Below are 24633 nucleotides of genomic sequence, written 5' to 3'. Positions count from 1 at the left end.
GCACCCGCACCCCACGGAAAGAACCCCATGACGCACCCCGCACTCAGCAAGCTCACCTCCGGCGCGCGCCGCATCGGCGCACCCCTCCCCGGGGCCGTGACACGGATCCTGGACGCCGACCTCCAGCTCGACCGCCTCGACGCCGCGCGGGACGCAGCCCTGCGGGACCTCGCCGGAGCGATCGGGACCGAGGACTATGCCGACCTCCTCGCCGCCTACGGCGAACGCCTGGCCCGCGCCGAGGCAATCAGGCCGGTCGCACAGCGCCTCCGCGACCGCCGAGAGGGCCTCGCGTACGACGCGGCAATCCGTCACGCCGACGAGGTCGTTGCCACGTTCGGCGAGCGTCTCGCCCCGAGCGTCCGAACGCTGAACGCGTCGGCGCCGGCCGTTCCCCCGACGACGAGCCCAGAAGCGGCAAGCATCGCCGCCCTGCACCCCGACGCCCACCGTGCCTACTACGAGGCAGTCCCCGCCGCCGATCTCCTGACCGGCGCCGCCCTGGCGCTCGGGCCGCTGCTCGGCGTCGTCCCTGCCGGACCGAACCCGGTCGGCTCAAACGTCTTGAGTGCGAACGACGTCGCACGGTTGGCGCTCCTCGACGTGCCGAGAACCGCGTCCCGGCACGTACTCGCGTCGCTGCTCTACGCGGTGAGGGGGCTACGAGTAACCGGCACCGCCCAATTCAGTCGCGACGTGCCCGTCGTGTGGTTCGCCCGCGCCCACGCGTTGGGAGCTGCTGTCCGCTGGCCCACGACCTCAGACGACGTCGACGCGACCGTTCGCCGCGTCCTCGACGCCGTCACGAAGCGGTCGCGCGACGAGAACTTGGCCGAAATCCTTGGTCTCCCCCCCGGCGTCTGACAGTCCGAGCGAGCCCCGTCCTCGCGCTACCCAACGCCGTCCCTTTCCGGCGCCGGGCGCACGGGAGGGGGCGGGGCTCTCTCACCCCTCGGCTTCCTCCGCCCGCCCACCCCGACCAACGAGAAAGCGAGACCCCGTGACCGCCAACCTCCGCCGCCCCGTCGACAGCCGCAAGACCGCCGACCCGGTCGTCGTCCCCCAGCCCCCGGCGTGGCTGATCGAGTGCGTCCCCGCCCCGCTCCTCGACCCTGCCCGCCCTGGCCGAACCCGGGACCTGGAGGCGTGGCTCGACGCTCACGGCTTCCCCCGCGTCGGGCTGATCGACGTCGAGGCAGCGCGCGCCGTGCTCGGCTACCGCCGCCTGACCCTGGCGCCCGAGGTCGACGCCGCGTGAGCGCCGAGGCCCTGCCGCCCGACGCACTCGACGCGCTCGAAGAAGACGAGGCCGACGTCTTCACACTGCCGCTGCCCGCCGGCTCGACACCTGTCCGACGCGCGCGCCCCTCCTTCGACACCCGCGCCGAGCTGATCGCCCACCTCCTCGCCGGCGGCGAGCTGCCCGTCGCGATGGACTTCGAGGGCTTGCCCGTTCGGCGGGTCGCCGCGCTGCCCACAGACCGAGAGGGCGAGGTGTGGCTCACCGGCCTCGACGCCGATCCGGACCGCTCCCAGCGCCCGACGCTCCGGCGGACGGACTGAGGACCCCAGGGGGGACCCCCTCCCCCGTCCGGCCGGGCCGCTCCTCGGCATTAGGCACTTACACACACGGGTCTCTGAGTCCACAGGGCCGTTTCTGAGCCGCGCGAGGCGCTAGCCCCGGCTCACCCACATCGACCCACCACTGGGCCCTCCTGGGCCTTTTCTAAACCCACCTGGAGGCCCTCATGCGCTCACTGCTGCGACGACGGCGGGTGGCCCGACCTCGCCGGTGCGTCGTCGACCACGCCCGCCTCCTTGCGCTGACGGCGCGGCAGGCGTGCCCCTACGGCGCCTAATCCCACCGCCGATGCCCCTCGCCCCATTCGGGGTCGAGGGGCTTTCGGCATTTCACGACAAGGAACCTCGAATGACCGTCCCTTTCCCAGCCGCGCTCTACGCCCGGCGTAAGCGCGTGCGCGTGCCGAGCTGGCTTCGCAACGTCCCGCCCGAGGTGCTCCACGCCCCCGGCGAGAAGCCCGACGACGTCCTCGCGGCGCACCTCGACCGCGCGGGCCTGCCGTGGCCCGACGCCGAGACGCTGGAGGCCGCGCGCCTCGACCTCCTGAACCGCGAGCTCTTCTACGTCGGGGGCCTGTCGTGAGTATCGAGATCGGCTCCGCCTATATCTCAATCCTTCCCGAAACACGCGGCCTTGCTCCGGCGATCCGCCGCGAGCTCGGCGTCGTCGAGCGCGACGCCGGACGCAGCGGAGACCGCGCCGGAAAGGGCTTCGGCTCGAAGTTCACCGGCGCCCTGGGCGGTCTCCTGAAGGGGGGCGCCTTCGCTGCAATCGGAGGCGCCTCCCTCCTGGCCGGCGCGGGGCTGAAGACCGCCGCCGAGCTGGAGCAGTCCCGAATCGGATTCGAGACGATGCTCGGCTCCGCGAAGGCTGCCGACCGCTTCCTCGGGCAGATCAAGAGCGCCGCAGAGAAGACGCCCTTCGAGCTGACCGGGCTCACCGAGTCCTCCCAGAAGCTCCTCGCGTTTGGCTTCGACGTTAAGGACGTCATCCCGACCCTGACCACCCTCGGCGACGCCGCCGCCGGCCTCGGCCTCGGCGAAGAGGGGCTCGACCGAATCTCAACCGCTGTCGGCCAGATCCAGGCGAAGGGGAAGGTCCAGAGCGAGGAGCTGCTCCAGCTCACCGACGCCGGCATCCCCGCCCTGAAGATCCTCGCCAATCAGTACGGCGTCACCGCCGCCGAAATGCAGGAGCAGGTAACCGCCGGCACGGTCCAGGCCGGGAAGGCGATCCCCGCCCTCCTGAAGGGGATCAAGAACGGCTCCTCCGGCCTCGCCGGGGAGACGACCCGCTTCGGCGGTCTCATGGCAAAGCAAGCCGGGAGCGTCGCCGGCCTCTTCTCGACGCTGAAGGACAAGACGCTGATCGGGCTCGCTGACGCGATACAGCCCCTCATGCCGATGCTGAAGAGCGGCCTCGGCGGGGCGATCAAGTTCGTCGAGCCGCTCATGGGCGGGCTCGCGACGGCCCTGACCGGCCTTGTCTCGATCTTCCAGGGCGGCGCCGGGAACGGGATCGGCCGCTGGGTCGGCATGTTCTCTTCGATCGCCTCCGGGATCGGGGGCGTCGTCTCGACCGCCGTAGGCGGCAAGGCCGGCCTCTCGGCGTGGGGCGACACGCTGAGCTCGGTCGGCGCTTCCCTCATGAGATTCGTCGACGCGATCCTCCCGACCCTTCAGTCCGTCGGCGCCTCGATCATGGGCGCCCTGGGCCCTGGCCTCCGCAGGATCGGTGAGGCGATCCGGACCCAGCTCCTCCCCGCCTTCCAGCGGATCCTTCCGATCGTCGCCCCCGTCGCGAAGTTCCTGATCGGGATCTTCGGCTCGGCCCTCGTCGGCGCGATCAAGGGCGTCGTCCAGGCCGTGAAGGGCATCGTCGGCGTGATCTCGGGCGTCTTCAACCTGATCGCCTCCCTCGTCGAGGGCGACTGGAAGGGCGCCTGGGAGGCGCTGAAGCAGATCTTTTCGGGCGCGATCGACTTCGTCATCGGGGCCCTGAAGGTTTGGTGGAATGCCGGCATTCTCGGAATCTTCCGGGGCGGCATTAAGTGGATTGTTACCCGCTGGAAGACTTTCTGGGCCGCGCTGAAGGGATTCGTTAAGGGCGCATTCTCGGCAATCGGGAAGGCGACGTCGGCCGGCTTTAAGGCCGTCGTCAAGTTCTTCGTGAATGGCGTGAAGACGATCACGGCTCCCTGGAGGCGCGTCTTCTCGCTGATCGGCACTCTCGCGCGCGCCGGCTGGGCCCGCGCCCGCGTGATCTTCTCGAATGCCTTCACGGCCCTGAAGGGGGCGCTCTCGAAGGGAATCGCCGTCCTGACGGCCCCCTGGCGCGCGCTCTGGCCCCGGCTGAAGTCCGTCGCCCAGAAGGGATGGGACGCGATCCGCGACGGGATCTCGCGGGCGATGACCGCCGCGAAGAGCGCGTTCTCGAAGGGCGTCTCCGGCATCCGCTCCACCTGGGAGGGGATCAAGAGCGCTGCGTCCGCGCCGGTCCGCTTCGTCGTCGACACGGTCTATAACAACGGCCTCCGGAAGATGATCGGGGCGATCCCGGGCGTCGGAACCCCGCCGTTCGTGAGCCTCGGCTTCTCGTCCGGCGGCTACACCGGGCAGGGCGGCAAGTACGAGCCCGCCGGCATCGTCCACCGCGACGAGTTCGTCGTGCGGAAGAGCTCCCGGCGCCGCTTCGAGAAGAACCACCCGGGCGCCCTGGACTACCTGAACGCTCACGGCTCGCTCCCCGGCTTCGCCGAGGGCGGGCTCGCCGGCATGACGGGCTCCGGGAAGGCGAAGAAGAAGGGCGGGGGCGTCCTCGCGAAGGCGAAGAAGTGGCTCGACGCGATCAAGGCGATCAAGTCCACCCTCTCCGGAATCTCGCTCGGATCCCTCGCCGGCGATTGGGGCGGCTACGCGAAGAGCGCGGCACGGAGCGCCGGGCGTGGGGCGGTCTCCTGGATTAACGGGAAGCTCCCCAACTTCGGCCCTATCCCGGACAACCCGATCCCGACCGGGATCTTCGACAACGGCGGCGTCCTGGAGCCCGGGGCCCTCGCGTACAACGCGAGCAAGCGCCCCGAGGCCGTCTACAACCACCGCCAATTCCGGGCCTTCGCCGACAGCTTCGCCGAGCGCGACGCCGGCCCCCGCCGCGTCGACCTCGTCGTCGGCGACCGGCGATTCGAGGCGTACCTCCGCGAGGTCGCCGCCGACACCTACCACGGCGAGGACGACTTCGCCGGGACCGTCAGGAGGATGCGATGAGCACCGGTCTGACCTGAGCCCGGCGCTCACCGAACGAACGAAGCCCCCGGTCTGGAGCAGACGCTCCGGGCCGGGGGTTTTCGTGCTTCAGCGCCTACAGGCTTGCCGAGTAGAGGGCATCCACCTTCGCGAACGCTTCTGCAAGCGCGTCGGCGAGGTTGGCAAACTCGCAGTCGTCGAGGTGGTCCTCGTGGTCCGGCATGACCACGGTTCCGAGGTACGCGGCGGCGCGCTCACGGGCGGCGACGTCGGTGAGCTGAGTCATCTGCGGCTTCGTCATGGCAGAACGCTGAAGCCTTCGCCAGCCCGGAGCAATACTCACGTCAGTCACGCCCGGCGCCTCACGATTGGCGTGACTCGCGCACCTCAGCTCGCCGCAGGTCAACCGCTTGGAGCCGACCACGAGAGGCGCCTTACGTAACCGGATCGTTATCCGGCGATCGCTCCGCTTGCACCCGCTGGAGCGCAAAGGCCACGGAGGCCGCATTCTCTGCCCAGGTCCAACGGTCGGGGCCTTTTTCCGCCATTCGTGCCTGAACCTCGGCGATATGCTCCTCGCTTCCCCTCAGTGAATGCAGTTCTGGCAGAACCTCCGGACCGAGCGCCGCGATCAGGGCGCTGGCCTCGGCGCCGAGTCGCTTCCGCTCACCGGCGTCTGTGGAACCACCGTGTTCGAGATTCACAGAAAGTCGGATCAGCAGTTCTAGTCGGAAGCGACGGTCCGCCTCCCAGCGGGCGCGCTCATCGGCCCGCTGCGACCGCAAGGACTCTTCGCGTCTGGCTTCGGTGGCGCGCCGCTCCGCCTCCTCCCGATCCTTCTCCGCTCGCAGATCGGCCGCACGTCGGTCAGCCTTGGCAATCCGGAGGGCCGCAAAGAGTCCGCCAATTGCGACGAGCACCGCAACGGACTGGATGCTGATCCGCAGTTCTTCCACGTCGCTACTGTGCGCCGTGCGTAGGCGGCACTTCCGTATGGCGCGCCGAGCAGCGCGCGAGACCCCCTCACCCGCCACGCGCGAATTAGGGGTTAGCGCCCGCTGTCGTCGCCGCGCGACTTGTAGATAGCTGCCGCCAGCATCCACGACCACGTGAGCGGCGAGGTCGCGTCGAGGACGACGTCAGAAAAGTCGGGGTGCCTGACATAGATCGTCGCGCAGACGGAGAAGAGTAAGACACTGGCATAGGTGGCCCAGAGGAGCCGGACGACGTCTCGATCGGCGTCACCGCCGGGTCCGGCAGCGACCGCCTCAAAGCTGTGGCCGCTCACCACGGTCTCTAGGTCAGACGTTTGAGCGTCTGCGAAAGAGAGCGCGCCAGCGCGGTCGGCCAGTTTCTGCCACGTACGCAGATCCGCGCCGAGACCACGAAGCTGCTCCGTCGAGGCAAGACGGGCGATCGACGCCGCGTCGAAACCCGCCGGCTTCATCGCCGTCAGACGGGCGTACGTCGTGTCGACACGGCCAACGCCGAGCGACGTGAGCGAGACCGGCTTCATCGCCCTCACCGAGACCGGCTTCATCGCCGTCAGACGGGCGTACGTCGTGTCGACACGGCCAACGCCGAGCGACGTGAGCGAGACCGGCTTCATCGCCCTCACCGAGACCGGCTTCATCGCCGTCAGACGGGCGACAGTGGCAGCGGACCCCGAGGCGCCAAGCACGTCAGTCGTTCGCAGCCTTGTCGTCGCGAGACGGGCAAACGTCGCCCCCCGATCGCTGAGCGCAGACACCGTCGCTGACGTCATCGCCGAGCTGTCTGCCTGAACCCCCGCCACACCTCAAGGATACGACGGACCGCCGACACCCCTGGCTCAACACGCTAGGTGGCGCGGCCGGCGGCCGGAGTAACCTTTGGTCTTGCCCGCGTGGGCGCGCGACAGCTCACCGGGGCGGACCTGCCCGCTGCCGCCACCGATCAGGCTGGCCTTGCTCGCGTCGTGGTGGGGCGCGGACCAGGGCGGCGTCCACAGCCGCTCGTCGCCGCTCTCGAGGGCGCCGGCGAGGGAGTGGATCGTGGTCAGCTCCAGCGACTCCTCCGGGGTCAGCGGGGGCAGGATGCTCGGGATGCGCTCGGCGATGCTGGTCTTGCCGGAGCCCTTGGGCCCCGAGAGCATCAGGTGGTGGCCGCCCGCGGCGGCGACCTCGACGGCGTACTTGACCTCGGCGAGGCCGTGCAGGTCGGCCAGGTCGACCTCCTCGCGGCGGTCCTGCGAGCGCCAGCTCAGCAGGCGGGTGCCCGACATCGCCGCCACCGGCGGGGCGGGAGGCACCTCCTCCCCCGTGAGCACGGCCACCACCTGGCTCAGCGAGCGGACCCCGATCACGGTCATGCCCGGCACCATCGCGGCCTCGCCGGCCTGCGGCTCGGGCACGAAGACCCGCTCGATGCCGCGCTCGGACGCCGCCAGGACCATCGGCAGGACCCCGGGCACCGACCGCAGGCCGCCGTCGAGGGTCAGCTCGCCCACCATCACCGTGCCCGCCAGGCTCTCGGGCGGCACCGTGCCGGCCGCGGCCAGCACCGACGCGGCGATCGCGAGGTCGAAGTGGGTGCCGCGCTTGGGCAGGTCGGCCGGCGAGAGCAGGACGGTGATCCGCTTGGTCGCCGGCCACGACAGCCGGCTGTTGACGACCGCCATCCGGCACCGGTCCCGCGACTCCGAGAGCGACGTGTCCGGGCGACCGACCATCGTCAGACCCACCTGGCCGGGCGAGACGTCGGTCTGCACGTCGATGAGGTGGCCGACGGCGCCGTGCAGGGACACCGTGCGGCAGGTCGCGACCGGCATCAGCCGACCCCGACCACGTGCTCGACCCTCGCCGCGCCGCGCGGGGGCCGCAGCACCGCGACCACGTCCACCCGGGTCTCCGGCGGGGTCGCGCCGTGCACCTCCGCCCAGCGCCGGGCCAGGCCCCGGAGCCGCTCGACCTTGGCCTCGTCGACCGCCTCGTGCGGCGTGCCGTAGTCCTCGGAGGTGCGGGTCTTCACCTCGCACACGACCATCACGTCGCCGTGACGCAGGACCAGGTCCACCTCCCCCACCGGGTCCTCGGTGGAGCGCCAGTTCCGGTCGAGCAGGACCATGCCCTGCTCCACCAGGTAGCGGGCGGCCACGTCCTCGCCGTAGGCCCCCAGGGCCTGCTTGCTCGCTGCTGTCGTCGTCATGTCGTCGACCTCCTCGCGCCCCAGCCTGGGCGCGGGCGAGGCCGGGCGGCGGGGCCGCCGCGGAGCCTGGGGACGACGGGGTCAGCGGGCGGCCTGGGGAGGCGGGGTGGCCCACCGCGGAGGTGCGTCCGGCCGCCCCGGGCCGTCCGGTCCGTCGCCGTCGGCCACCTCGAGGCCGGCCGCCCGACGGACGTTGACGAACCGCATCCGGTGCACCGCGCTCGGTCCGTGCTCGGCGAGCGCCGCGGAGTGGGCGGCGGTGATGTAGCCCTTGTGCACCGCGAAGCCGTACGCCGGGTGCTCGGCGTCGAGCCGTCGCATCAGGCGGTCCCGGGTCACCTTGGCCACCACCGACGCGGCGGCGACGCAGGCCGCGACCCGGTCGCCCTTCCACATCGCCAGGCCCGGGGCGGGCAGCCCGTCGACCGGGAAGCCGTCGGTGAGCACGAAGTCGGGGCGGGGCTGGAGCAGCGCGACGGCGCGGCGCAGCGCCTCGAGGTTGGCGACGTGCATCCCGAGGCGGTCGCACTCCTGGTGCGAGAGCACCACCGCCGACCAGGCCACGGCCCGCCGGACCACCTGGGCGTAGCAGCGCTCGCGGGCCGCCTCGGTGAGGAGCTTGGAGTCCGCCAGGCCCGGCACGACGCCGCCCCGCCCGTCGGGCAGCACGACGGCCCCCGCGACCAGGGGCCCGGCGCAGGCGCCGCGACCGGCCTCGTCGGCGCCCGCGACGTGCTCCAGGCCGGTGCGGCGCAGCGCGCGCTCGTAGCCGTAGAGCCCGGCGTCACGACGGACCGTGGAGCCGACGACGCGGGCGGTCACGAGCCCGCGGGCACGTCCGCGAACGAGTCGGGGCGCTCGACCCAGCGGAAGTTCTCGCGCGGCCAGACCACGACGAACACCTTGCCGACCACGAGGTCGACGGGCACGAACTCGCGGCCCGGCGTGCAGTCGGTGGCGTTCTGCGGGCACATGTGCACCGTGGAGTCCGCGGAGCGGTTGCGGTTGTCGCCCATCACGAAGATCTCGCCCTCGGGCACCGGCCCGGTCGACCAGTCGCAGCTGGCGATCATGGGGCCGGCGCAGTCGCGGGTCGAGCCGGGCTTGGTGTAGCCCTTCTCGTCGATCGGCACGCCGTTGACGACCAGGCGGCCCTGGGCGTCGCAGCACTCGATGGTGTCGCCCGCGACGCCGATCACCCGCTTCACGAGGTGACCGCCGGTGGGGTACAGCCCGATCCGGGTCATCGCGGAGGTGAGCAGACCGACCGGGCCGTCCGTCGGGGCCGGCGTGGACGCCGAGGAGCTGAGCCAGCCGCCCGGGTCCTCGAAGACGACGACGTCCCCGCGCTGCGGGGTGCCGCCTCCCCAGTAGGAGACCTTCTGGACCAGGATCCGGTCGTCCTTGACCAGGCCCGGCTCCATCGACTCCGAGGGGATGTAGAAGGCCTGCAGGAAGAAGGTCTTGATCACCAGGGCGAGCACGAGCGCCAGCGCCAGGAGCAACGCGGTCTCCTGCCACAGCCGCAGCCCGCGACGCCGGGGCCGGGGACGCTCGTCCGCGTCGTCCGCGGTCGCGAGACCTCCGCCGTCGGGGCCGCCGGCGCCGCCGGGACCGCCGCCGCCCGGACCCGGTCCGGCGGGGCTCTCGTCTCGGGTCGTCACGTCCAGGAGCCTAACCAGCCCCGCGGAAACGGGGCCGGTCGCGGGCTCAGACCTCGCGACGCTCCTTGATGCGGGCGGCCTTGCCGCGCAGGTTGCGCAGGTAGTAGAGCTTCGCGCGGCGCACGTCGCCGCGGGTCACGACCTCGACCTCGTCGAAGATCGGGGAGTGCAGCGGGAAGGTGCGCTCGACGCCGACGCCGAAGGAGACCTTGCGGACGGTGAAGGTGCGGCCGATGCCGGAGCCGTGCACGCGGATCACGATGCCCTGGAAGACCTGGACGCGGCTGCGGTTGCCCTCGACGACCTTCACGTGCACCTTGATGGTGTCGCCGGCGCGGAACTCGGGGACGTCGTCGCGGCGGATGGCGCTGTCGAGCTGGGTGATGACGTTGGTCATGATCTCTCCTCGCGGGTGCCACAGGTCAGCCGCGGACGGTGTCGAGCGGGAAGTCGTGCAGGAGGTCCAGCACTGCTGGCCGGCGGCGCCGCTCCCCCTGTGGCAGGAGCCCGACGCGGATCCCCGGCGCGCGTGCGCCCCGGGCGGTCCGTCTTCGACCGGCTGGACCGGTGGGCAAGTCTGCCACAGCGGCCCGGGGGGCCCGTAATCCGTCGCGGCGGGGCTCAGGGCCGGGCGCGACGGGGCTTGCCCAGGACCACCGGGCCGGAGGGGAAGTCGTCCAGCACGCGCTCGACCCGGTAGCCCGCACGTCGGTAGCGGCGCAGGTTCGCCTCGCTGTGACGACCCGTCACCAGCCGGTACGACGCGGCGTCGGGGTGGGCCACCGCCTCGCCGTGGTCGAGCAGCAGGCGCCCCAGCCCGCGGCCGCGCAGGTCGGGGGCGACCATGAGCCGGCCCACCTCCCAGGTCGTGCCGTCCAGGCGTCCGCGCACCGAGCCCACGAGCCGGCCGGCCGCGCGGACGACGTAGGTGTCCCACGCCGCGATCCCGGCCGTCACGTCGGCGAGGTCCTCGTGCAGCGGTGGGATGGTCAGGTCGCCGTTCGCGAGGGCCTCGGGGACCCAGCAGGCCAGCTGCAGCACGAGCAGCTCGGGCGCGTCCCCCGCCACGGCGGGGACGACCTCCCAGCCGTCGACGACCCTCGAGGCGTGGAGCAGGTCGGGGCGTCGCTCCGCGGTCCGACGCGCGGCGGCGTCGGCGCGCCAGGCGGCCACCCGGGCGTGGTCGCCGGAGAGCAGCACCGGCGGCACGTCGAGACCACGCCAGGAGGGCGGCCTGGTGTAGACGGGTGCCTCGAGCAGACCGGCCTCGTGGGACTCCTCGACCAGCGACGCGGGATTGCCGACGACCCCGGGCAGCAGCCGCACGACCGCCTCGACGACGGCCAGCGCCGCCACCTCGCCGCCGTTGAGCACGTAGTCGCCGAGGGAGACCTCGACGACCTCGGTGCGGGTGCGGGCGTGGTCGACGACGCGCTGGTCGATGCCCTCGTAGCGGCCGCAGGCCACGACGAGGCGCTCGCGGGTGGCGAGGTCGCGGGCGCGGGCCTGGGTGAGGGGCTCCCCCGCCGGGGTCGGCACCACGAGGGTGGCGCCGTCGAGGTCGAGGGCGTCGAGCGCCTCGCCCCACGGCTCGGGCCGCATCACCATGCCCGCGCCGCCGCCCGCGGGCGTGTCGTCGACGGTCCGGTGGCGGTCGTGGGTGAAGTCGCGCAGGTCGTGGACGCGCAGGTCGAGCAGCCCGTTGCGCCGGGCCCGGCCGGGCAGCGACAGGTCCAGCGCGTCGAGGTAGGCGGGGAAGACGGTGACGACGTCGACGCGCACGCTCAGCGGTCCCCGGGCAGGGGTGCGTCCTCGTGGGCGGGCGCGTCGTCGGGGAACGGCGTCACGAGGCCGGGACGGTCGGCGACGACCACGCGGCCGCCGGGGACGTCGACCTCGGGCACGAGCGCCGCGACGAACGGCACGAGCCCGTGGTGGCCCTGGGGCGTACGGACCTCCAGGAGGTCCTGGGCGCCGTGCACGACGCGGACGACCTCGCCCAGGTGGTGCCCGTCGAGGTCCTCGGCGCGCAGCCCCACGAGCTGGTGGTCGTAGAACTCGTCGGGGTCCTCGGGCGTCTCGTCGGCGGGCACCGAGGTGTGGAGCAGGGTGCCACGCAGGGTCTCGGCCCCGTCGCGATCGGCGAACCCGTCGAACCGGACCAGCAGGCGGCCCTGGTGCTCGCGCACGCTGGCGACCTCGAGGTCGGCGACCGCGGCGGGGGGGGCCGTCGTGTCGCGGCCGGTCTCGCCGCGGAGGTGGACACCCGGTGCGAACCGGCGCTCGGGCGAGTCGGTGCGGACCTCGACGGTGACCTCGCCCTTGAGACCGTGCGGACGACCGACCCGGCCCACGACCACCTCGACGGGCAGGTCGGAGCCGGGTCCGGTCATCTGCTGCGGGTCTCCGCGGCCGGGGCCGTCGGTGCTCAGCGGCGGTCCACGTCGACGAAGTCGACGCGGGCCCCGCTGCGACCGGCCAGCGCCGACACGACGGTGCGGAACGAGGTGGCCGTGCGGCCACCGCGCCCGATCACCTTGCCGAGGTCGGTGGGGTGCACCCGGACCTCGAGCACCGAGCCGCGACGCAGGTCGCGGTCGTCGACCCGGACGTCGTCCGGGTGGTCGACCACGCCGCGCACGAGGTGCTCGAGGGCCTCGGCGAGCATGCCGGTCGAGACGGTCACGAGGAGGGCGTGGCGGCGTCGGTGCCGTCGGCGTCGCCCTTGGCGCCGTCCTCGGGCTCCTGCTGCTTCTCGGCGTCGAGCGCCTTGGTCTCCTCGACCTCGGCCTGCTCGGTCGCACCCTCGGGGGTCTCGACGGCCGGGGTCTCGGTGGCCGCGGGGGCCGCCTTCTCGTCCTTCTTCTCGTCCTTGGCGGACGACTTCGGCGTGGTCGCGGCGACCGACTCGGAGCCGGCCTCCTTGAGCGCCTCGTTGAAGATGTCGAGCTTGGAGCGCTTCTCGGCGGCGTGCTTGAGGCGGCCCTCGGTGCCGGCGGAGCCCTTGAACTTCTGCCAGTCGCCGGTCACGGACAGCAGCGACTGCACGGTCTCGGTGGGCTGCGCGCCGACGCCCAGCCAGTACTGCGCCCGGTCGGAGACGACGTCGATCAGCGACGGCTCCTCCTTGGGGTGGTACTTGCCGATCTCCTCGATCACGCGCCCGTCGCGCTTCTTGCGCGAGTCGACGACGACGATGCGGTACTGCGGCACGCGGACCTTGCCCATGCGCTTCAAACGGATCTTGACGGCCACGTCTGTGGTGTCTCCTCGTTGCTCGTGTCTGGGTGAGGCCCCGGGTCCGGGTGGGGTCCGGGCGGTGGTCCTCGGCGGGAGCGGCGGCGTCGGGTGAGAGGGCCCGAGGCGCACGGCGCTCGACCGGCAAGTGTGCCACGCACCGGCGACCGGGTGTGAATCAGGCCGGGCCGGGCATCCTGACGGCCATGAGCCATCCTCCGGGACCGCCTCCCCCACCCCACGGCCCGCCCCACGGCCCGCCGCCGGGCCCCCCGCCGGGCCCGCCGTACGGCGCGCCGCCGGGACCGCCGTACGGGCCGCCGGCGGCGCGCCGCCGCCGGCCGCGGGCGGCCTGGTGCGCGCTGCCAGCGGTCATGGTGCTGGTGGGGATCGTCCTGGCGGTGGGTGGCTTCGTCACGACACTGGGGGCCGCGACGGACGTCGACGGCGTCGTGCCCGTCGACGGCGCGCCCCACCAGGTCACGCTCGACGGATCGCGGGACCGCCTGCTCATGCACCCCGAGGGCTCCCCGGCACCCGACTGCGCGGTCCGTGACGACGACGGGGCGGAGCTGGCCCTCGAGCCGCCCTCCGGCCGGGTCACCTACGGCGACGCCGGCGGCTCCTGGGTGGGCTGGGCCGTCGTCGCACCGACGGGCGCCTCGCTCGAGCTGACCTGCACCGGGGCCGAGGGCCTCGAGGTCCGGGTCTCGCCGGACCCCGGCGGGCCCGGGCCGATCGTCGGAGGGGTGCTGTCGACGGTGGGCGGGATCGGGCTGGCGCTGCTGGGCGTCGTCGTCCTGGCCCTGGTGGCGGTGCTCTACGCGACCGGCGCGCCGCGGAGCACCACCCGCGACGGCGACGCCAGCACGGACAGGTCGGCGAGCGGGTCGGCCGGGTAGACCACGAGGTCCGCCGGCGCCCCCTCCTCGAGCCCGGGGTGGCCCAGCCAGGCTCGGGCCCGCCAGCTGGCCGCGCCCAGCGCGTCGTGAGGGCTCAGGCCGATGCGGTGCAGCGCGACGACCTCGCCGGCAAGGTTGCCGTGCCGGCTGATGCCCCCGCCGTCGGAGCCGGCGTAGAGCGGCACACCGGCCTCGTGCGCGGCCATGAGGGTCGCGGGCATCCGCTCGTAGAGGTCGGCCATCGTGGCGGCGTAGTCGGGGAAGCGCTCGGCGCCCGCCGCGGCGTGCTCGGGGAACTTGTCGAGCTGCATGACGGTCGGCACGAGGGCGGTGCCGTGGGCGACCATCGCCTCGACGAGGTCCTCCGTGAGCCCGGTGCCGTGCTCGAGGCAGTCGATGCCGGCGTCGATCAGGCCGGGCAGGACGTCGCGACCGAAGCAGTGCGCGGTCACCTTCGCGCCCTCGGCGTGGGCGGCGTCGATGGCGGCGGCGAAGGCCGCCGCGGGGAACGACGGCGCGAGGTCGCCCTCCCCACGGTCGATCCAGTCGCCGACCAGCTTGACCCAGCCGTCGCCGCGCCGCGCCTCGGCCGCGGCGTACGCCGCCAGCTCGGCCGGCTCGACCTCGTGGGCGTAGCCGCGGATGTAGCGCCGGTGGGCCGCGAGGTGGCGCCCGCAGCGGATCAGCCGCGGCAGGTCGTCGCGCTCCTGCACCCAGCGGGTGTCCGCCGCCGACCCGCAGTCGCGGATCAGCAGGGCGCCGCCGTCGCGGTCCGCGACCGCCTGCTCCTCGACCTCGGCCGGGCCCACCGGCCCGTCGTCGTCGAGACCGAGGTGGCAGTGGGCGTCGACCAGGCCCGGCACGACCCAGCCCTCGGCGAGGGTCTCGGCGCCGGGCTGGCGCTCGTAGGTGACCCGCCCGTCCACGACGTACAGCTCGCGGACCTCGCCGTCGGGCAGGACGGGGCCGGCGATCCTCAGTGCTGCGCTCATGCCCGCTGAACCTAGGCCATCGCGACCCGGGCGCGCCGCTCAGTCGAGCAGTGCGAGCAGCCAGGTGGGGCCGACGTACTCGGCACCGACGGCCAGGACGCGGCCCTGCAGGACGCGGTCGGCGGTAACGACGGTCGTGCGTGCTCCCGCGTCGACGGCCGCCTGGGCCTGGGCGACGATCTCGGCGTCGCCGTCGCGGGCGGCGTGGACGGTGCGGACGTGGGCGTCCCGCCCGGCCCGCACCCCGCCCTTGGCCCCGCCCTCGAGCACGAGGACCACGGCGGCCTGCGGGACGTCCGCGGTCATCAGCGCCTCGTGGAGGCGCCGGGCCGCGCCCGCGCGGTCGCGCCACCACCCGTCGGCGCGCGCGCCGACCACGTTGGCCGCGTCGACGACCAGGACCGTGCCGGGCGCGCTCAGCGCAGGAACTTCTTCAGGTCGTCGGGCAGGTCCAGCTCGGCGGCGGCCTTCTGGTAGTCCACCGGCTCGCCGTCGGGGCGGCCGAACGGCGAGGCGCCGCCCGCGCCCGCGGGCGCGGCGGCGGGCTTGGCCTGGGCCGCCTTCGCGGGGTTGCCGGACCGGCGCGGCTTGCCCTTCTTGACCTGCTGGCGCGCCTTGCCCCGCTTGCCGCCGCCCATGCCGGGCATGCCGGGCATGCCCGGCATGCCGGGGATCCCGCCGCCGCGCGCCATCTGCTGCATCATCTTGCGCGCCTCGAAGAACCGGTCGACGAGCTGGTTGACGTCGGAGACGGTCTGCCCGCACCCCTTCGCGATCCGGGCGCGACGCGAGCCGTTGATGATGGTCGGGTCGGCCCGCTCCGCCGGGGTCATCGACTGGATGACGGCCTGGATGCGGTCGATGGAGCGCTCGTCGAAGTCGGCGAGCTGCTCGCGCATCTGGCCCATGCCGGGGAGCATCCCGAGGATCGAGGACAGCGAGCCGAGCTTGCGGACCTGCTGCATCTGCTCGAGGAAGTCGTCGAGCGTGAAGTCCCCGCCGCTGCCCAGCTTCTCCGCGGCCTTCAGGGCCTTCTCGGAGTCGAAGGCCTTCTCGGCCTGCTCGATCAGGGTCATCACGTCACCCATGTCGAGGATGCGCGAGGCCATGCGGTCGGGGTGGAAGACGTCGAAGTCGGTCATCTTCTCGCCCGAGGAGGCGAACATGACCGGCCGGTCGGTGATGCCGCGGATCGACAGGGCGGCGCCACCGCGGGCGTCGCCGTCGAGCTTGGTGAGCACGACGCCGTCGAAGCCCACGCCGTCGAGGAAGGCCTGCGCCGTGGAGACCGCGTCCTGGCCGATCATGGCGTCGACGACGAAGAGCACCTCGTCGGGCCGGACGGCGTCGCGGATGTCGGCGGCCTGCTGCATCATCTCGGCGTCGACGCCGAGACGGCCGGCGGTGTCGACGATGACCACGTCGTGGAGGGTCCGCCGGGCGTGCTCGAGGGACGCGGTCGCGACGGCCACCGGGTCGCCGGTGCCGTTGCCGGGCTCCGGCGCGAAGACCGGGACGCCGACCCGCTCGCCGTTGACCTGCAGCTGCTGGACGGCGTTGGGTCGCTGCAGGTCGCAGGCCACGAGGACGGGGCTCTTGCCCTGGTCCTTGAGCCACTTCGCGAGCTTGGCCGCCAGCGTGGTCTTGCCGGCACCCTGGAGGCCGGCGAGCAGGATCACCGTCGGCCCCGACTTGGCGTAGCGCAGGCGGCGGGTCTCGCCGCCGAGGATCGCCACGAGCTCCTCGTTGACGATCTTGACGACCTGCTGGGCCGGGTTCAGGGCCCCGCTGACCTCCGCGCCGCGGGCCCGCTCCTTCACCGCCCGGGTGAACTCCTTGACCACGGGCAGCGCGACGTCGGCCTCCAGCAGCGCGATGCGGATCTCGCGCGCCGTGGCGTCGATGTCGGCCTCGGACAGGCGGCCCTTGCCGCGGAGGTTCTTGAAGGTGTCGGCGAGGCGGTCGGAGAGGGTGGCGAACACGTCGTGGTCCCTGCTGGCTCGGGGTCGGGCAGTCGATCCACCCTAGCCGCCGGTCAGGACCGCCCGGACGGCGTGGGCGGCCTCTGCGGCGCGCTCGTCCGGCAGGGCGCCGGCGGAGGCCTCCTGCAGGTAGAACACGTCGACCGCCTGCGGCCCGAGGGTGTCGACGTGGGCGGAGCGGACCACGATGTCGAGGCGCGCGAGCGCGGCGCAGACGTGGTGGACGACCGTGGGCCGGTCGGTCGCGCGGACCTCGAGCACGGTGGCGGTCCGGGAGGCCTCGTGGTGCACCTCCACGCTCGGCGGCAGGTCCCCCGGGGCGGAGGTCAGCGCGAGGCGGCGGCCGGTCTCGACGCGGCCGTCGACGAGCGCCTCGAACCGCTGGCGCAGCACGGCCGGGTCGAGGTCGGGGTCGGCGACGTCCCAGGCGGAGACGCCGAGCGGGACCCCGGCGGACTCCTGCGACCAGGCGCGCGCGGCCCGCACCGACGCCCGCTGCAGCGCCAGCACCGCGGACACGTCGGCGAGCAGGCCGACGCGGTCGCCGGACACGGCGGTGACCCGGGCGCCGTCCGGCGTCGGGGTCACGGTGAACGACGCCCGGCGGGGGTCGGCACGTACGGCGTCGGGCACCGGCACCTCCTCGTCGGCGACACGCGGCGCGGAGACCCCGGCTGCGCGGGCCACCAGGGCGGCCAGCACCCGGTCGGCCAGCCGGCGCACCAGCCCCGCCCGCCACGTCGACCACGCCTTCGGCGAGGCCGCCCGGGCGTCGGCCTCGGTCAGCGCGACGAGCAGGCTCAGCGCGTCGGGGGTGCGGACGGCGTCCGCGACGGCGGCGACGGTGACCGGGTCGTCGGGGTCGCGGCTGGTGGCCGTCTCGGCCAGCAGCAGGTGGTGGCGCACCAGAGTGCCGATCAGGTCGACCTCGTCGGCGTCGAAGCCCATCCGGGTGGCCGCGGCGCGGGCGATCGGCTCGCCCTCGACGCTGTGGTCGCCGTACCCGCCCTTGCCGATGTCGTGCAGCAGGGCGGCGACGGCGAGGACGTCGGGGCGGGCCACGGTCCGGATCAGGCCGGCGGCCGCCACGCAGGTCTCGACGACGTGGCGGTCGACGGTGAAGCGGTGGACCGGCGAGGCGTGCGGGAACAGCCGGATCCGCTCCCACTCCGGCAGCACCGCGTCGAGGGCCCCGGTCTCCTCCAGCGTCTCCCAGACCGGCAGCAGCCCGGGTCCGGCGGCGAGCAGGCGCACCAGCAGCCGGCGCGCCTCGTCGGGCCACCGCTCCCCCAGCGGCGCCCCCTCGCGGGCCAGGCGCGCCGCGGTGGCGGGCGCCAGCGGGAGCTCCCGCTCCGCGGCCTCGGCGCAGGCCCGCAGCAGCAGCGCCGGGTCGGCGGCGGGACGGGCGGAGCGGTCCAGCACCACCTCGCCGCCGGCCAGGGCGACGCCCGGGGCCAGCCGGACCAGCCCGGGACGGCGGACCCCGCGCACGGCGGGGCCGGCGAGCACGGCGTCCACGCGGCGCCAGGTCAGCCGCGACACGTGGGTGAGACGGCGGCCGAGGGTGCGCACGTGGCGCTGGGCGGCGAGGCCGTCGGCCAGCCCCAGACGCTCGGCCAGCGGCTCCCAGGTCTCGGGGGCGATCCGGTCCCCCGGCCGGCCGGTCAGCTCGTGGAGGGCGTCGCGGACGTCGAGCAGGTCGAGCCGGGCGCTCTCGGCCGCCCCCTGGGGCACGTCGACGAGCCAGGTCGCGACCAGCGCCCGCAGCACGGTGGCGTCCCGCAGCCCGCCCTGGGACTCCTTGAGGTCGGGCACCGAGGCGTGGGCGAGCTCACCGGTGACGTGGTGGCGGGAGCGGACGAGGTCGCGCAGCGCGGGCAGGCGCCGACGGGCGTCGCGGCGCCACTGGCCGAGCTGCTGCGAGCGCAGCCGCAGCGTGAGGTGCGGGTCCCCGGCCAGGTGGCGCAGGTCGAGGTGGCCGAGCATCACCTTCAGGTCCTCGGCGGCCGTGTCGGTCATCTCCGCCGCCGAGCGCACCGCGTGGTCGACGCGGCTCCCGGAGTCCCACAGCGGGTACCAGAGGCGCTCGAGCACCGGCGCCAGCACGCTGTCGTCCACGTCGTCGTCGTGGACCAGGACGACGTCCAGGTCGGAGCACGGGGCCAGCTCGCCGCGCCCGTAGCCGCCGACGGCGACGAGGGCGACCCCGGTCGCCGGGCCCTGCGCCTCGTCGTACGCCGCGGCGCACAGGCGGTCGGCGGCCTCGCTGCGGGCGGCGCGGTCGGCAGCGGTCATCGCCCTGGCTCCTCTCGGTTCGTGCCCGTCCCCCGCCGCGGCGCCGGTGCCGGGGGGCGGCCGGACACCGACGTGCCCCGCCGCGCCGAAGCGGGGCGGGGCACGTGGTGGGGGTGTGCGTGCGGGGCTCAGATGGCGGCGGTGTCGCGGTCGCCGGTGCGGACCCGCACGACCGTGTCGACGCCGCTGACCCAGACCTTGCCGTCGCCGATGCGCCCGGTCTGCGCGGTGCGGACCACGATCCCGACGATGTCGTCGGCGTCGGAGTCCTCCACCACGATCTCGATGCGCAGCTTGGGCACGAGCGCGATGTCGTACTCCGCGCCGCGGTAGACCTCGGTGTGGCCCTTCTGCCGGCCGTAGCCGCTGACCTCGCTGACGGTCATGCCGGTCACGCCGAAGGTCTCGAGCGCCTCCCGGACCTCTTCCCACTTGTGCGGCTTGATCACCGCGGTCACGAGCTTCACGCGTGGTTCTCCTTCGTGGTGGAGGGGGCCCGGGTGGAGGCCTCGGGCTTGATCGGGGCGTTGGAGGCGAGCCCCGAGGAGACGCCGCCGCCGAGACCGGTGTGCAGGTCGTAGGCGCTCTCGCCGTGGGCGACCAGGTCGATGCCGGTGGCCTCGTCCTCGTCGTCGACGCGCAGCCCGATCGTGAACTTGATCGCCAGGCCGATGACGAGGGTCAGGACACCCACGTAGACGACCGCGACGAGCACGCCCAGCACCTGGTCGACCAGCGAGTCCACGCCGCCACCGTAGAACAGCCCGTCGACGCCGCCGGCGCCGTCGGCGGTGGAGAACAGCCCGATCAGGACGGTGCCGATGACGCCGCCGACGAGGTGGACGCCCACGACGTCGAGGGAGTCGTCGTAGCCCAGCTTGTACTTCCAGCCCACCGCGACGGCGCAGACGCCGCCCGCGATCACGCCGATGGCCATGGCGCCACCGATGTCGACCGCGCCGGCGGCCGGGGTGATGGCCACGAGGCCCGCCACGATGCCGGACGCCGCGCCGAGGGTGGTGGCCTTGCCCGAGATCATCCGCTCGATGAGCAGCCAGCCGAGGATCGCGGTCATGGCGGCGAGGGTGGTGTTGGCGAAGGTGCGGCCGGTCTCGGAGAGGAACTGCGCCTCGTCGTAGCCGTCGGCGAAGACGATCGACCCGACGTTGAAGCCGTACCAGCCCATCCACAGCAGGCCCGCGCCGAGCATCGTCAGCGTCAGGTTGTGGGGCCGCATCGTCTCCTTCGGCCAGCCGCGGCGCTTGCCGAGCAGCAGGACGAGGACGAGGGCCGCGATGCCCGCGTTGATGTGGACGGCGGTGCCGCCGGCGTAGTCCTGCGCCCCGATCTGGCCGCAGATCAGGGAGTTGTCCTGGCAGCCGAAGACCATGTAGGCCATCGGGAAGTAGACGAGCACGGCCCAGATCGGGACGAACAGCACCCAGGCGGAGAACTTCATGCGGCCCTCGAGCGCACCGCTGATCAGCGCGGCGGTGATGACCGCGAAGGTCATCTGGAAGGCCATGCCGACGTAGGCGTCGGTGGTCACGCCCTCCAGCAGGAACTGGTCGAACGGGTTGCCGAAGATCGGGTTGCCCTCGGACCAGCCGATCGACCAGCCGACCAGGACGTAGAGCGGACCGACGATGGCCGCCGCGACGAACGACATCATCATCATGTTGAGCACGGACTTGGAACGGGACATGCCGCCGTAGAACAGCGCGAGCGCCGGCACGGTCATCATCATGACGAACGCTGTCGCGACGAGCATGAAGGCGTGATACCCAGCCACGGGACCTCCAGGGAGCGGGTGCGGGAGAGGGCGGGAGGCGGCGACGTCGCTGTCGCCGCGCTCCGCCCGACGTGTCCCCGACTCTCGGCTCCGGAGGTTTCGCTCGGGTCCGGCGGGTGTTTCGGTCGGGAAACACCTCACGGCCCGGTGTTACGAGCGTGTTAACCGCACCCGCGGGCCCCCGCCGCGGGAGCGGGCTCAGCCGAGGAGGGCCTCGGTGAACGCCTCGGCGTCGAAGGGCGCGAGGTCGTCGGCCCCCTCGCCGAGGCCCACGAGCTTGACCGGGACGCCCAGCTCGCGCTGGACGGCGACGACGATGCCGCCCTTCGCGGAGCCGTCGAGCTTGGTCAGCACGATGCCGGTCACGTCGACGACCTCGGAGAAGACCCGGGCCTGGACCATGCCGTTCTGCCCGGTGGTGGCGTCGAGGACGAGGAGGACCTCGGTGACCGGGGCCTGCTTCTCGATGACCCGCTTGACCTTGCCGAGCTCGTCCATGAGCCCCGCCTTGTTCTGCAGCCGGCCCGCGGTGTCGACGAGGACGGTGTCGACACCCTTCTCCTTGGCGGTGCGCACCGCCTCGAACGCGACGCTGGCCGGGTCGGTGCCCTCGGGCCCGCGGACGACCTCGACGTCGACGCGCTCACCCCAGGTGGCCAGCTGCTCGACGGCGGCGGCGCGGAACGTGTCCGCGGCGCCCATGACGACCGCGAGGTCCTCGGACCGCAGGATCCGGGCGATCTTGCCGACCGTCGTCGTCTTGCCGGCCCCGTTGACGCCGACCACGAGGACGACGCCGGGCTGGCCGTCCTCCCCGGAGACCGCGAGGCGGCGGTCCATGCCCGGGTCGACGAGGGCGAGGAGCTCCTCCTTCAGGACGGCGCGCACGTCGGCGGCGCCGGAGCCCTCGACGCGCAGCCGGGTGCGCAGCCGCTCGACCAGCTCCTGGGTGGGCGCGACGCCGATGTCGGCGGCGAGCAGGGTGTCCTCGATGTCCTCCCACGTGTCCTCGTCGAGGCGGTCGCGGGAGAGCAGCGCGAGCAGGCCCTTGCCGAGCGCCCCCTGGGAGCGCGAGAGCCGCTGCCGCAGCCGGACCAGCCGGGACGCCGCGCTCTCGGGCCTGTCGACCTCGGGCGCGGCCGGGGCCTCGGGCTCGACGGGCGCCGCCGGGGCGTCCGGCTCGACGGTGCGAGGCGGGGCCGACGGGGCGTCCTGCCGGGTGTCGTCGCGCTCGGGCGCCAGGACGTCGGTGCCGCCGGAGGGCGGCGCGACCTCGTCCGTGTCGCCGTCGCGCCGGCGACGGCTCCCGGAGAGCAGCGCGACGCCGGAGACGACGGCCACCAGGAGGAGGCCGACGACGAGCAGCACCCAGTCAGCGAAGTAACCCATGGGAAGTGATCCAACCAGAAGCCCGGGTGCGCGCCCCGGGCCGCCGGTCAGTCGCGGGCGCGGTCGCGCGCGGCGGCGCGCAGCTCGCGCTGCTCGTCCTCGTCGAGCGGGCGCAGGCGCTGCGACCAGCGCTCGACGGCCTCCCCGAACCAGGGCGCGCCCGGCACCTCGGAGCCCCGGTAGGGGTAGGCGACGAAGACCACCACGGCGGTGGCGAGGACGAGGATCAAGAACATCGCGGTGACGATGAACAACACAGCAGAACCCTTCACGGAACGCATGCCCGAGGCCCCCCTGGCCCCTGACTCACACCAGTGAAACACAGCGGTGTGACTGTCCGTGAAACGTCGTCGGCGGAGCACCCGGAGGCCCCCTCCCCGGGGCCCCGCGGGGCCGGGGAGGGGGCCCGGTCAGGACCGCAGGAGGGGCTCCACGGCGGTCCGCACGCGGTCCGGCACGCCGACGACCGCGCGGCCAACGCCCTGCCGCTCGCGCTCGACGTACACCTGCACGAAGCGGGCCTCGGCGGCCGCCTCGTCGTCCTCGGCGCCGCTGCCCCCCTGGAACATCCCGATCCGGTAGGTCACCGAGGACCGCCCGAGGCGCTCGAAGACGAGCCCCACGTCGACCGGCGCGGGGAAGCCGATCTCGCGGAAGTAGCGGCAGCCGGTCTCGGCGACGATCCCGAACTCGGGCCAGTCCCGCGGGTCGCTGCCGGTGGCCTCGATCAGGAAGGCGTTGACCGCGGTGTCGACCAGCTCGTAGTACGTCGCGTTGTTGAAGTGGCGGTAGGAGTCGTCGTCGCGCCACCGGGTGGTGACGGTGCGCCAGTGCGCGTAGTCGGCACGCGTGGGCCGCGGGGCCCGCGCCGGGGCCGGGTCAGAGGCCGGGTCAGAGGGTGGGCACACCGGCCATGGCCTCCCGGATGGTCTCGTCGCTCAGGTCGAGGTCGGTCATCCGGCCCGCGAGGAACGACTCGTACGCGCCCATGTCGAGGTGGCCGTGCCCGCACAGCGCGGTGAGGATCGTGCGCGAGACCCCCTCCTCCTTGCACTTCTGCGCCTCGCGGATGGCGGCCGCGATCGCGTGGGTGGGCTCCGGCGCCGGGACGATGCCCTGGGTGCGGGCGAACATCAGCGCGGCGGTGAAGCACTCGACCTGCCCGATCGACTCGGCCTCGGCGAGGCCGAGCTCGTAGACGTGGGAGACCAGGGGCGCCATGCCGTGGTAGCGCAGGCCGCCGGCGTGGATCGGGTCGGGCACGAAGCCGTGGCCCAGCGTGTGCATCTTCATCAGCGGCGTCATGCCGACCGCGTCGCCGAAGTCGTAGCGGTACTCGCCACGAGTCAGGGTCGGGCACGAGGCGGGCTCGACGCAGCGGATGGTGGGATCCATCCGGCCGGCGAGCTTCTCGCGCAGGAACGGGAAGATCAGCCCGCCGAAGTTGGACCCGCCGCCGGTGCAGCCGACCAGGACGTCGGGGGTGTCCCCCGCCATCTCGAGCTGGCGCAGCGCCTCCTCGCCGATGACGGTCTGGTGCAGCAGGACGTGGTTGAGCACGCTGCCGAGCGCGTAGCGGGTGTCCTCGCGGCCCACGGCGGCCTCGACGGCCTCGGAGATCGCGATGCCCAGCGACCCCGGGGAGTCCGGGGTGGCCGCGAGGATGCCGCGGCCGGCCTCCGTCAGCTCCGAGGGACTCGCGTGGAGCGTCGCGCCGTAGATCTCCATCATGGTGCGGCGGGCGGGCTTCTGGTCGTAGCTGCTGCGGACCTGCCAGACCTCGCAGTCCATCCCGTACTGGGCCGTGGCGAAGGCCAGCGAGGTGCCCCACTGCCCGGCGCCGGTCTCGGTGGTGAGCCGCTGGACGCCCTCGGCGTGGTTGTACCAGGCCTGCGGGACGGCGGTGTTGGGCTTGTGGGAGCCGGCGGGGCTGACGCCCTCGTACTTGAAGTAGATCTTGGCCGGGGTGTCGAGCAGCTTCTCGAGGCGCCGCGCGCGCACCAGCGGCGAGGGCCGCCAGATCCGGTAGACGTCCAGGACGCCGCCGGGGATGTCGACCCAGCGCTCGGTCGTCATCTCCTGCTCGATGAGCGCCTGCGGGAACAGGGGGGCCAGGTCGTCGGGGCCGACCGGCTCGTGCGTGCCCGGGTGCAGCGGCGGCGGCGGGGGCTCGGGCAGGTCCGGCACGATGTTGTACCACTGCGTGGGGATCTGGGTCTCGTCCAGCAGGAACGTGCTGCGCTCGTCGGTCACGGGGACTCCTCGGGGGACGGGGGGTGGGGGTGAGTCTGTCGGGCGGGTGCGGGTGCGGGTGTCCGGTGGGTCGGGTCGGTGAGGTGGCCCCGGTCGCCCGGGGCGCGGCGGGAG

The 24633-nt window shown here is 73.4% G+C and carries 27 protein-coding genes and 1 pseudogene; 6 read left to right on the top strand and 22 right to left on the bottom strand.

From position 1 onward, the window contains the following. Positions 1–27 precede the first annotated feature (27 nt). From ABD158_RS14265 to ABD158_RS14245, 5 genes are all read left to right on the top strand, one after another. Positions 28–864, top strand: coding sequence for a hypothetical protein (locus tag ABD158_RS14265; protein ID WP_344008199.1), 837 nt, complete (start codon positions 28–30; stop codon positions 862–864). A 136-nt stretch (positions 865–1000) separates the two neighbouring features. Next, positions 1001–1258 carry a hypothetical protein gene (locus tag ABD158_RS14260; protein ID WP_344008197.1) on the top strand — a complete coding sequence of 86 codons (258 nt, stop codon included), beginning with the start codon at positions 1001–1003 and terminating at the stop codon, positions 1256–1258. Beyond that, positions 1255–1563 (top strand): hypothetical protein, encoded by a 309-nt coding sequence (locus tag ABD158_RS14255; RefSeq protein ID WP_344008196.1) that lies wholly within the window; start codon positions 1255–1257, stop codon positions 1561–1563. Before ABD158_RS14260 ends, ABD158_RS14255 begins: the two co-directional genes overlap by 4 nt. Positions 1564–1930: 367 nt before the next feature. Beyond that, entirely contained in the window at positions 1931–2164 is a 234-nt protein-coding gene (locus ABD158_RS14250) for a hypothetical protein (RefSeq protein ID WP_344008195.1), read from the top strand. Then, positions 2161–4848: a tape measure protein gene (locus tag ABD158_RS14245; protein ID WP_344008194.1), complete on the top strand. Its 2688-nt coding sequence runs from the start codon at positions 2161–2163 to the stop codon at positions 4846–4848. Before ABD158_RS14250 ends, ABD158_RS14245 begins: the two co-directional genes overlap by 4 nt. A 94-nt stretch (positions 4849–4942) precedes the next feature. On the opposite strand, the gene ABD158_RS14240 is transcribed toward ABD158_RS14245, so the two are convergent. From ABD158_RS14240 to rpsP, 12 genes and pseudogenes are all read right to left on the bottom strand, one after another. Further along, on the bottom strand, positions 4943–5128 hold the full coding sequence (locus tag ABD158_RS14240; RefSeq protein WP_344008192.1) for a hypothetical protein: 186 nt from the start codon (positions 5126–5128) through the stop codon (positions 4943–4945). Between the two features lie 133 nt (positions 5129–5261). Beyond that, the gene (locus ABD158_RS14235) at positions 5262–5783 is read right to left on the bottom strand and encodes a hypothetical protein (RefSeq protein WP_344008191.1); all 522 of its coding nucleotides are present in this window, start codon (positions 5781–5783) and stop codon (positions 5262–5264) included. Between the two features lie 92 nt (positions 5784–5875). Next, positions 5876–6622, bottom strand: a complete 747-nt coding sequence (locus tag ABD158_RS14230) for a hypothetical protein (protein ID WP_344008190.1) — start codon at positions 6620–6622, stop codon at positions 5876–5878. Between the two features lie 36 nt (positions 6623–6658). Beyond that, complete coding sequence (locus ABD158_RS14225) at positions 6659–7636, bottom strand: ATP-binding protein (protein ID WP_344008189.1); 978 nt, start codon at positions 7634–7636, stop codon at positions 6659–6661. Beyond that, entirely contained in the window at positions 7636–8013 is a 378-nt protein-coding gene (locus ABD158_RS14220; RefSeq protein ID WP_344008188.1) for a YraN family protein, read from the bottom strand. Before ABD158_RS14220 ends, ABD158_RS14225 begins: the two co-directional genes overlap by 1 nt. Positions 8014–8094: 81 nt before the next feature. Next, complete coding sequence (locus tag ABD158_RS14215) at positions 8095–8835, bottom strand: ribonuclease HII (protein ID WP_344008187.1); 741 nt, start codon at positions 8833–8835, stop codon at positions 8095–8097. After that, the gene (gene lepB, locus ABD158_RS14210) at positions 8832–9677 is read right to left on the bottom strand and encodes a signal peptidase I (RefSeq protein WP_344008186.1); all 846 of its coding nucleotides are present in this window, start codon (positions 9675–9677) and stop codon (positions 8832–8834) included. The genes ABD158_RS14215 and lepB overlap by 4 nt, the downstream gene beginning before the upstream one ends. Positions 9678–9723: 46 nt before the next feature. Continuing rightward, positions 9724–10074 (bottom strand): 50S ribosomal protein L19, encoded by a 351-nt coding sequence (rplS, locus tag ABD158_RS14205; RefSeq protein ID WP_344008185.1) that lies wholly within the window; start codon positions 10072–10074, stop codon positions 9724–9726. 224 nt (positions 10075–10298) lie between these two features. Continuing rightward, positions 10299–11459 (bottom strand): tRNA (guanosine(37)-N1)-methyltransferase TrmD, encoded by a 1161-nt coding sequence (gene trmD / locus ABD158_RS14200; protein ID WP_344008184.1) that lies wholly within the window; start codon positions 11457–11459, stop codon positions 10299–10301. A gap of 2 nt (positions 11460–11461) precedes the next feature. Beyond that, positions 11462–12070, bottom strand: a complete 609-nt coding sequence (gene rimM / locus ABD158_RS14195; protein WP_344008183.1) for a ribosome maturation factor RimM — start codon at positions 12068–12070, stop codon at positions 11462–11464. Between the two features lie 35 nt (positions 12071–12105). After that, positions 12106–12345, bottom strand: a complete 240-nt coding sequence (locus tag ABD158_RS14190; protein WP_344008232.1) for an RNA-binding protein — start codon at positions 12343–12345, stop codon at positions 12106–12108. Positions 12346–12467: 122 nt separating this feature from the next. Beyond that, positions 12468–12932, bottom strand: a pseudogene (gene rpsP / locus ABD158_RS14185) (30S ribosomal protein S16); the annotation flags it as partial. A 188-nt stretch (positions 12933–13120) separates the two neighbouring features. Between rpsP and ABD158_RS14180 the strand changes: the two are divergent. Continuing rightward, positions 13121–13816 carry a hypothetical protein gene (locus ABD158_RS14180; RefSeq protein WP_344008181.1) on the top strand — a complete coding sequence of 232 codons (696 nt, stop codon included), beginning with the start codon at positions 13121–13123 and terminating at the stop codon, positions 13814–13816. Here the strand turns inward: ABD158_RS14180 and ABD158_RS14175 are convergent. The 10 genes from ABD158_RS14175 to ABD158_RS14130 form a co-directional block, all read right to left on the bottom strand. Further along, positions 13735–14808, bottom strand: a complete 1074-nt coding sequence (locus ABD158_RS14175; RefSeq protein WP_344008180.1) for an amidohydrolase family protein — start codon at positions 14806–14808, stop codon at positions 13735–13737. The two genes, ABD158_RS14180 and ABD158_RS14175, sit on opposite strands and share 82 nt — an antisense overlap. A 39-nt stretch (positions 14809–14847) precedes the next feature. Beyond that, complete coding sequence (locus tag ABD158_RS14170; RefSeq protein ID WP_344008178.1) at positions 14848–15186, bottom strand: hypothetical protein; 339 nt, start codon at positions 15184–15186, stop codon at positions 14848–14850. A 38-nt stretch (positions 15187–15224) separates the two neighbouring features. Continuing rightward, entirely contained in the window at positions 15225–16790 is a 1566-nt protein-coding gene (ffh, locus tag ABD158_RS14165; protein ID WP_344008177.1) for a signal recognition particle protein, read from the bottom strand. A 42-nt stretch (positions 16791–16832) separates the two neighbouring features. Next, positions 16833–19085 (bottom strand): [protein-PII] uridylyltransferase, encoded by a 2253-nt coding sequence (locus tag ABD158_RS14160; RefSeq protein WP_344008176.1) that lies wholly within the window; start codon positions 19083–19085, stop codon positions 16833–16835. A gap of 128 nt (positions 19086–19213) precedes the next feature. Beyond that, a complete protein-coding gene (locus tag ABD158_RS14155; RefSeq protein ID WP_344008175.1) occupies positions 19214–19552 on the bottom strand; it encodes a P-II family nitrogen regulator in 339 nt (112 codons plus the stop codon). Further along, on the bottom strand, positions 19549–20856 hold the full coding sequence (locus tag ABD158_RS14150) for an ammonium transporter (RefSeq protein ID WP_344008174.1): 1308 nt from the start codon (positions 20854–20856) through the stop codon (positions 19549–19551). The genes ABD158_RS14155 and ABD158_RS14150 overlap by 4 nt, the downstream gene beginning before the upstream one ends. A 219-nt stretch (positions 20857–21075) precedes the next feature. Then, entirely contained in the window at positions 21076–22266 is a 1191-nt protein-coding gene (gene ftsY / locus ABD158_RS14145) for a signal recognition particle-docking protein FtsY (RefSeq protein ID WP_344008173.1), read from the bottom strand. A 47-nt stretch (positions 22267–22313) separates the two neighbouring features. Continuing rightward, complete coding sequence (locus ABD158_RS14140; RefSeq protein ID WP_344008172.1) at positions 22314–22523, bottom strand: hypothetical protein; 210 nt, start codon at positions 22521–22523, stop codon at positions 22314–22316. 153 nt (positions 22524–22676) lie between these two features. Next, on the bottom strand, positions 22677–23174 hold the full coding sequence (locus ABD158_RS14135; RefSeq protein ID WP_344008171.1) for an acyl-CoA thioesterase: 498 nt from the start codon (positions 23172–23174) through the stop codon (positions 22677–22679). Next, complete coding sequence (locus ABD158_RS14130) at positions 23158–24519, bottom strand: TrpB-like pyridoxal phosphate-dependent enzyme (RefSeq protein WP_344008170.1); 1362 nt, start codon at positions 24517–24519, stop codon at positions 23158–23160. The genes ABD158_RS14135 and ABD158_RS14130 overlap by 17 nt, the downstream gene beginning before the upstream one ends. Between the last annotated feature and the right edge of the window lie 114 nt (positions 24520–24633).

This window comes from Nocardioides lentus (genome assembly GCF_039529515.1).
Classification (GTDB): domain Bacteria; phylum Actinomycetota; class Actinomycetes; order Propionibacteriales; family Nocardioidaceae; genus Nocardioides; species Nocardioides lentus.
The sequence above is the reverse complement of the archived record's forward strand: the minus strand, read 5'-3'. Positions and strand labels throughout refer to the sequence as shown.

What these genes read in the sequence shown, in the direction of transcription:
- ABD158_RS14265 (WP_344008199.1), top strand. Translation starts at nt 28, where the DNA reads ATGACGCACCCCGCACTCAGCAAGCTCACCTCCGGCGCGCGCCGCATC.
- ABD158_RS14250 (WP_344008195.1), top strand. Translation starts at nt 1,931, where the DNA reads ATGACCGTCCCTTTCCCAGCCGCGCTCTACGCCCGGCGTAAGCGCGTG.
- ABD158_RS14240 (WP_344008192.1), bottom strand. Translation starts at nt 5,128, where the DNA reads ATGACGAAGCCGCAGATGACTCAGCTCACCGACGTCGCCGCCCGTGAG.
- ABD158_RS14225 (WP_344008189.1), bottom strand. Translation starts at nt 7,636, where the DNA reads ATGCCGGTCGCGACCTGCCGCACGGTGTCCCTGCACGGCGCCGTCGGC.
- ABD158_RS14220 (WP_344008188.1), bottom strand. Translation starts at nt 8,013, where the DNA reads ATGACGACGACAGCAGCGAGCAAGCAGGCCCTGGGGGCCTACGGCGAG.
- rplS (WP_344008185.1), bottom strand. Translation starts at nt 10,074, where the DNA reads ATGACCAACGTCATCACCCAGCTCGACAGCGCCATCCGCCGCGACGAC.
- rimM (WP_344008183.1), bottom strand. Translation starts at nt 12,070, where the DNA reads ATGACCGGACCCGGCTCCGACCTGCCCGTCGAGGTGGTCGTGGGCCGG.
- ABD158_RS14190 (WP_344008232.1), bottom strand. Translation starts at nt 12,345, where the DNA reads ATGCTCGCCGAGGCCCTCGAGCACCTCGTGCGCGGCGTGGTCGACCAC.
- ABD158_RS14180 (WP_344008181.1), top strand. Translation starts at nt 13,121, where the DNA reads ATGAGCCATCCTCCGGGACCGCCTCCCCCACCCCACGGCCCGCCCCAC.
- ABD158_RS14175 (WP_344008180.1), bottom strand. Translation starts at nt 14,808, where the DNA reads ATGAGCGCAGCACTGAGGATCGCCGGCCCCGTCCTGCCCGACGGCGAG.
- ABD158_RS14160 (WP_344008176.1), bottom strand. Translation starts at nt 19,085, where the DNA reads ATGACCGCTGCCGACCGCGCCGCCCGCAGCGAGGCCGCCGACCGCCTG.
- ABD158_RS14150 (WP_344008174.1), bottom strand. Translation starts at nt 20,856, where the DNA reads ATGCTCGTCGCGACAGCGTTCGTCATGATGATGACCGTGCCGGCGCTC.
- ftsY (WP_344008173.1), bottom strand. Translation starts at nt 22,266, where the DNA reads ATGGGTTACTTCGCTGACTGGGTGCTGCTCGTCGTCGGCCTCCTCCTG.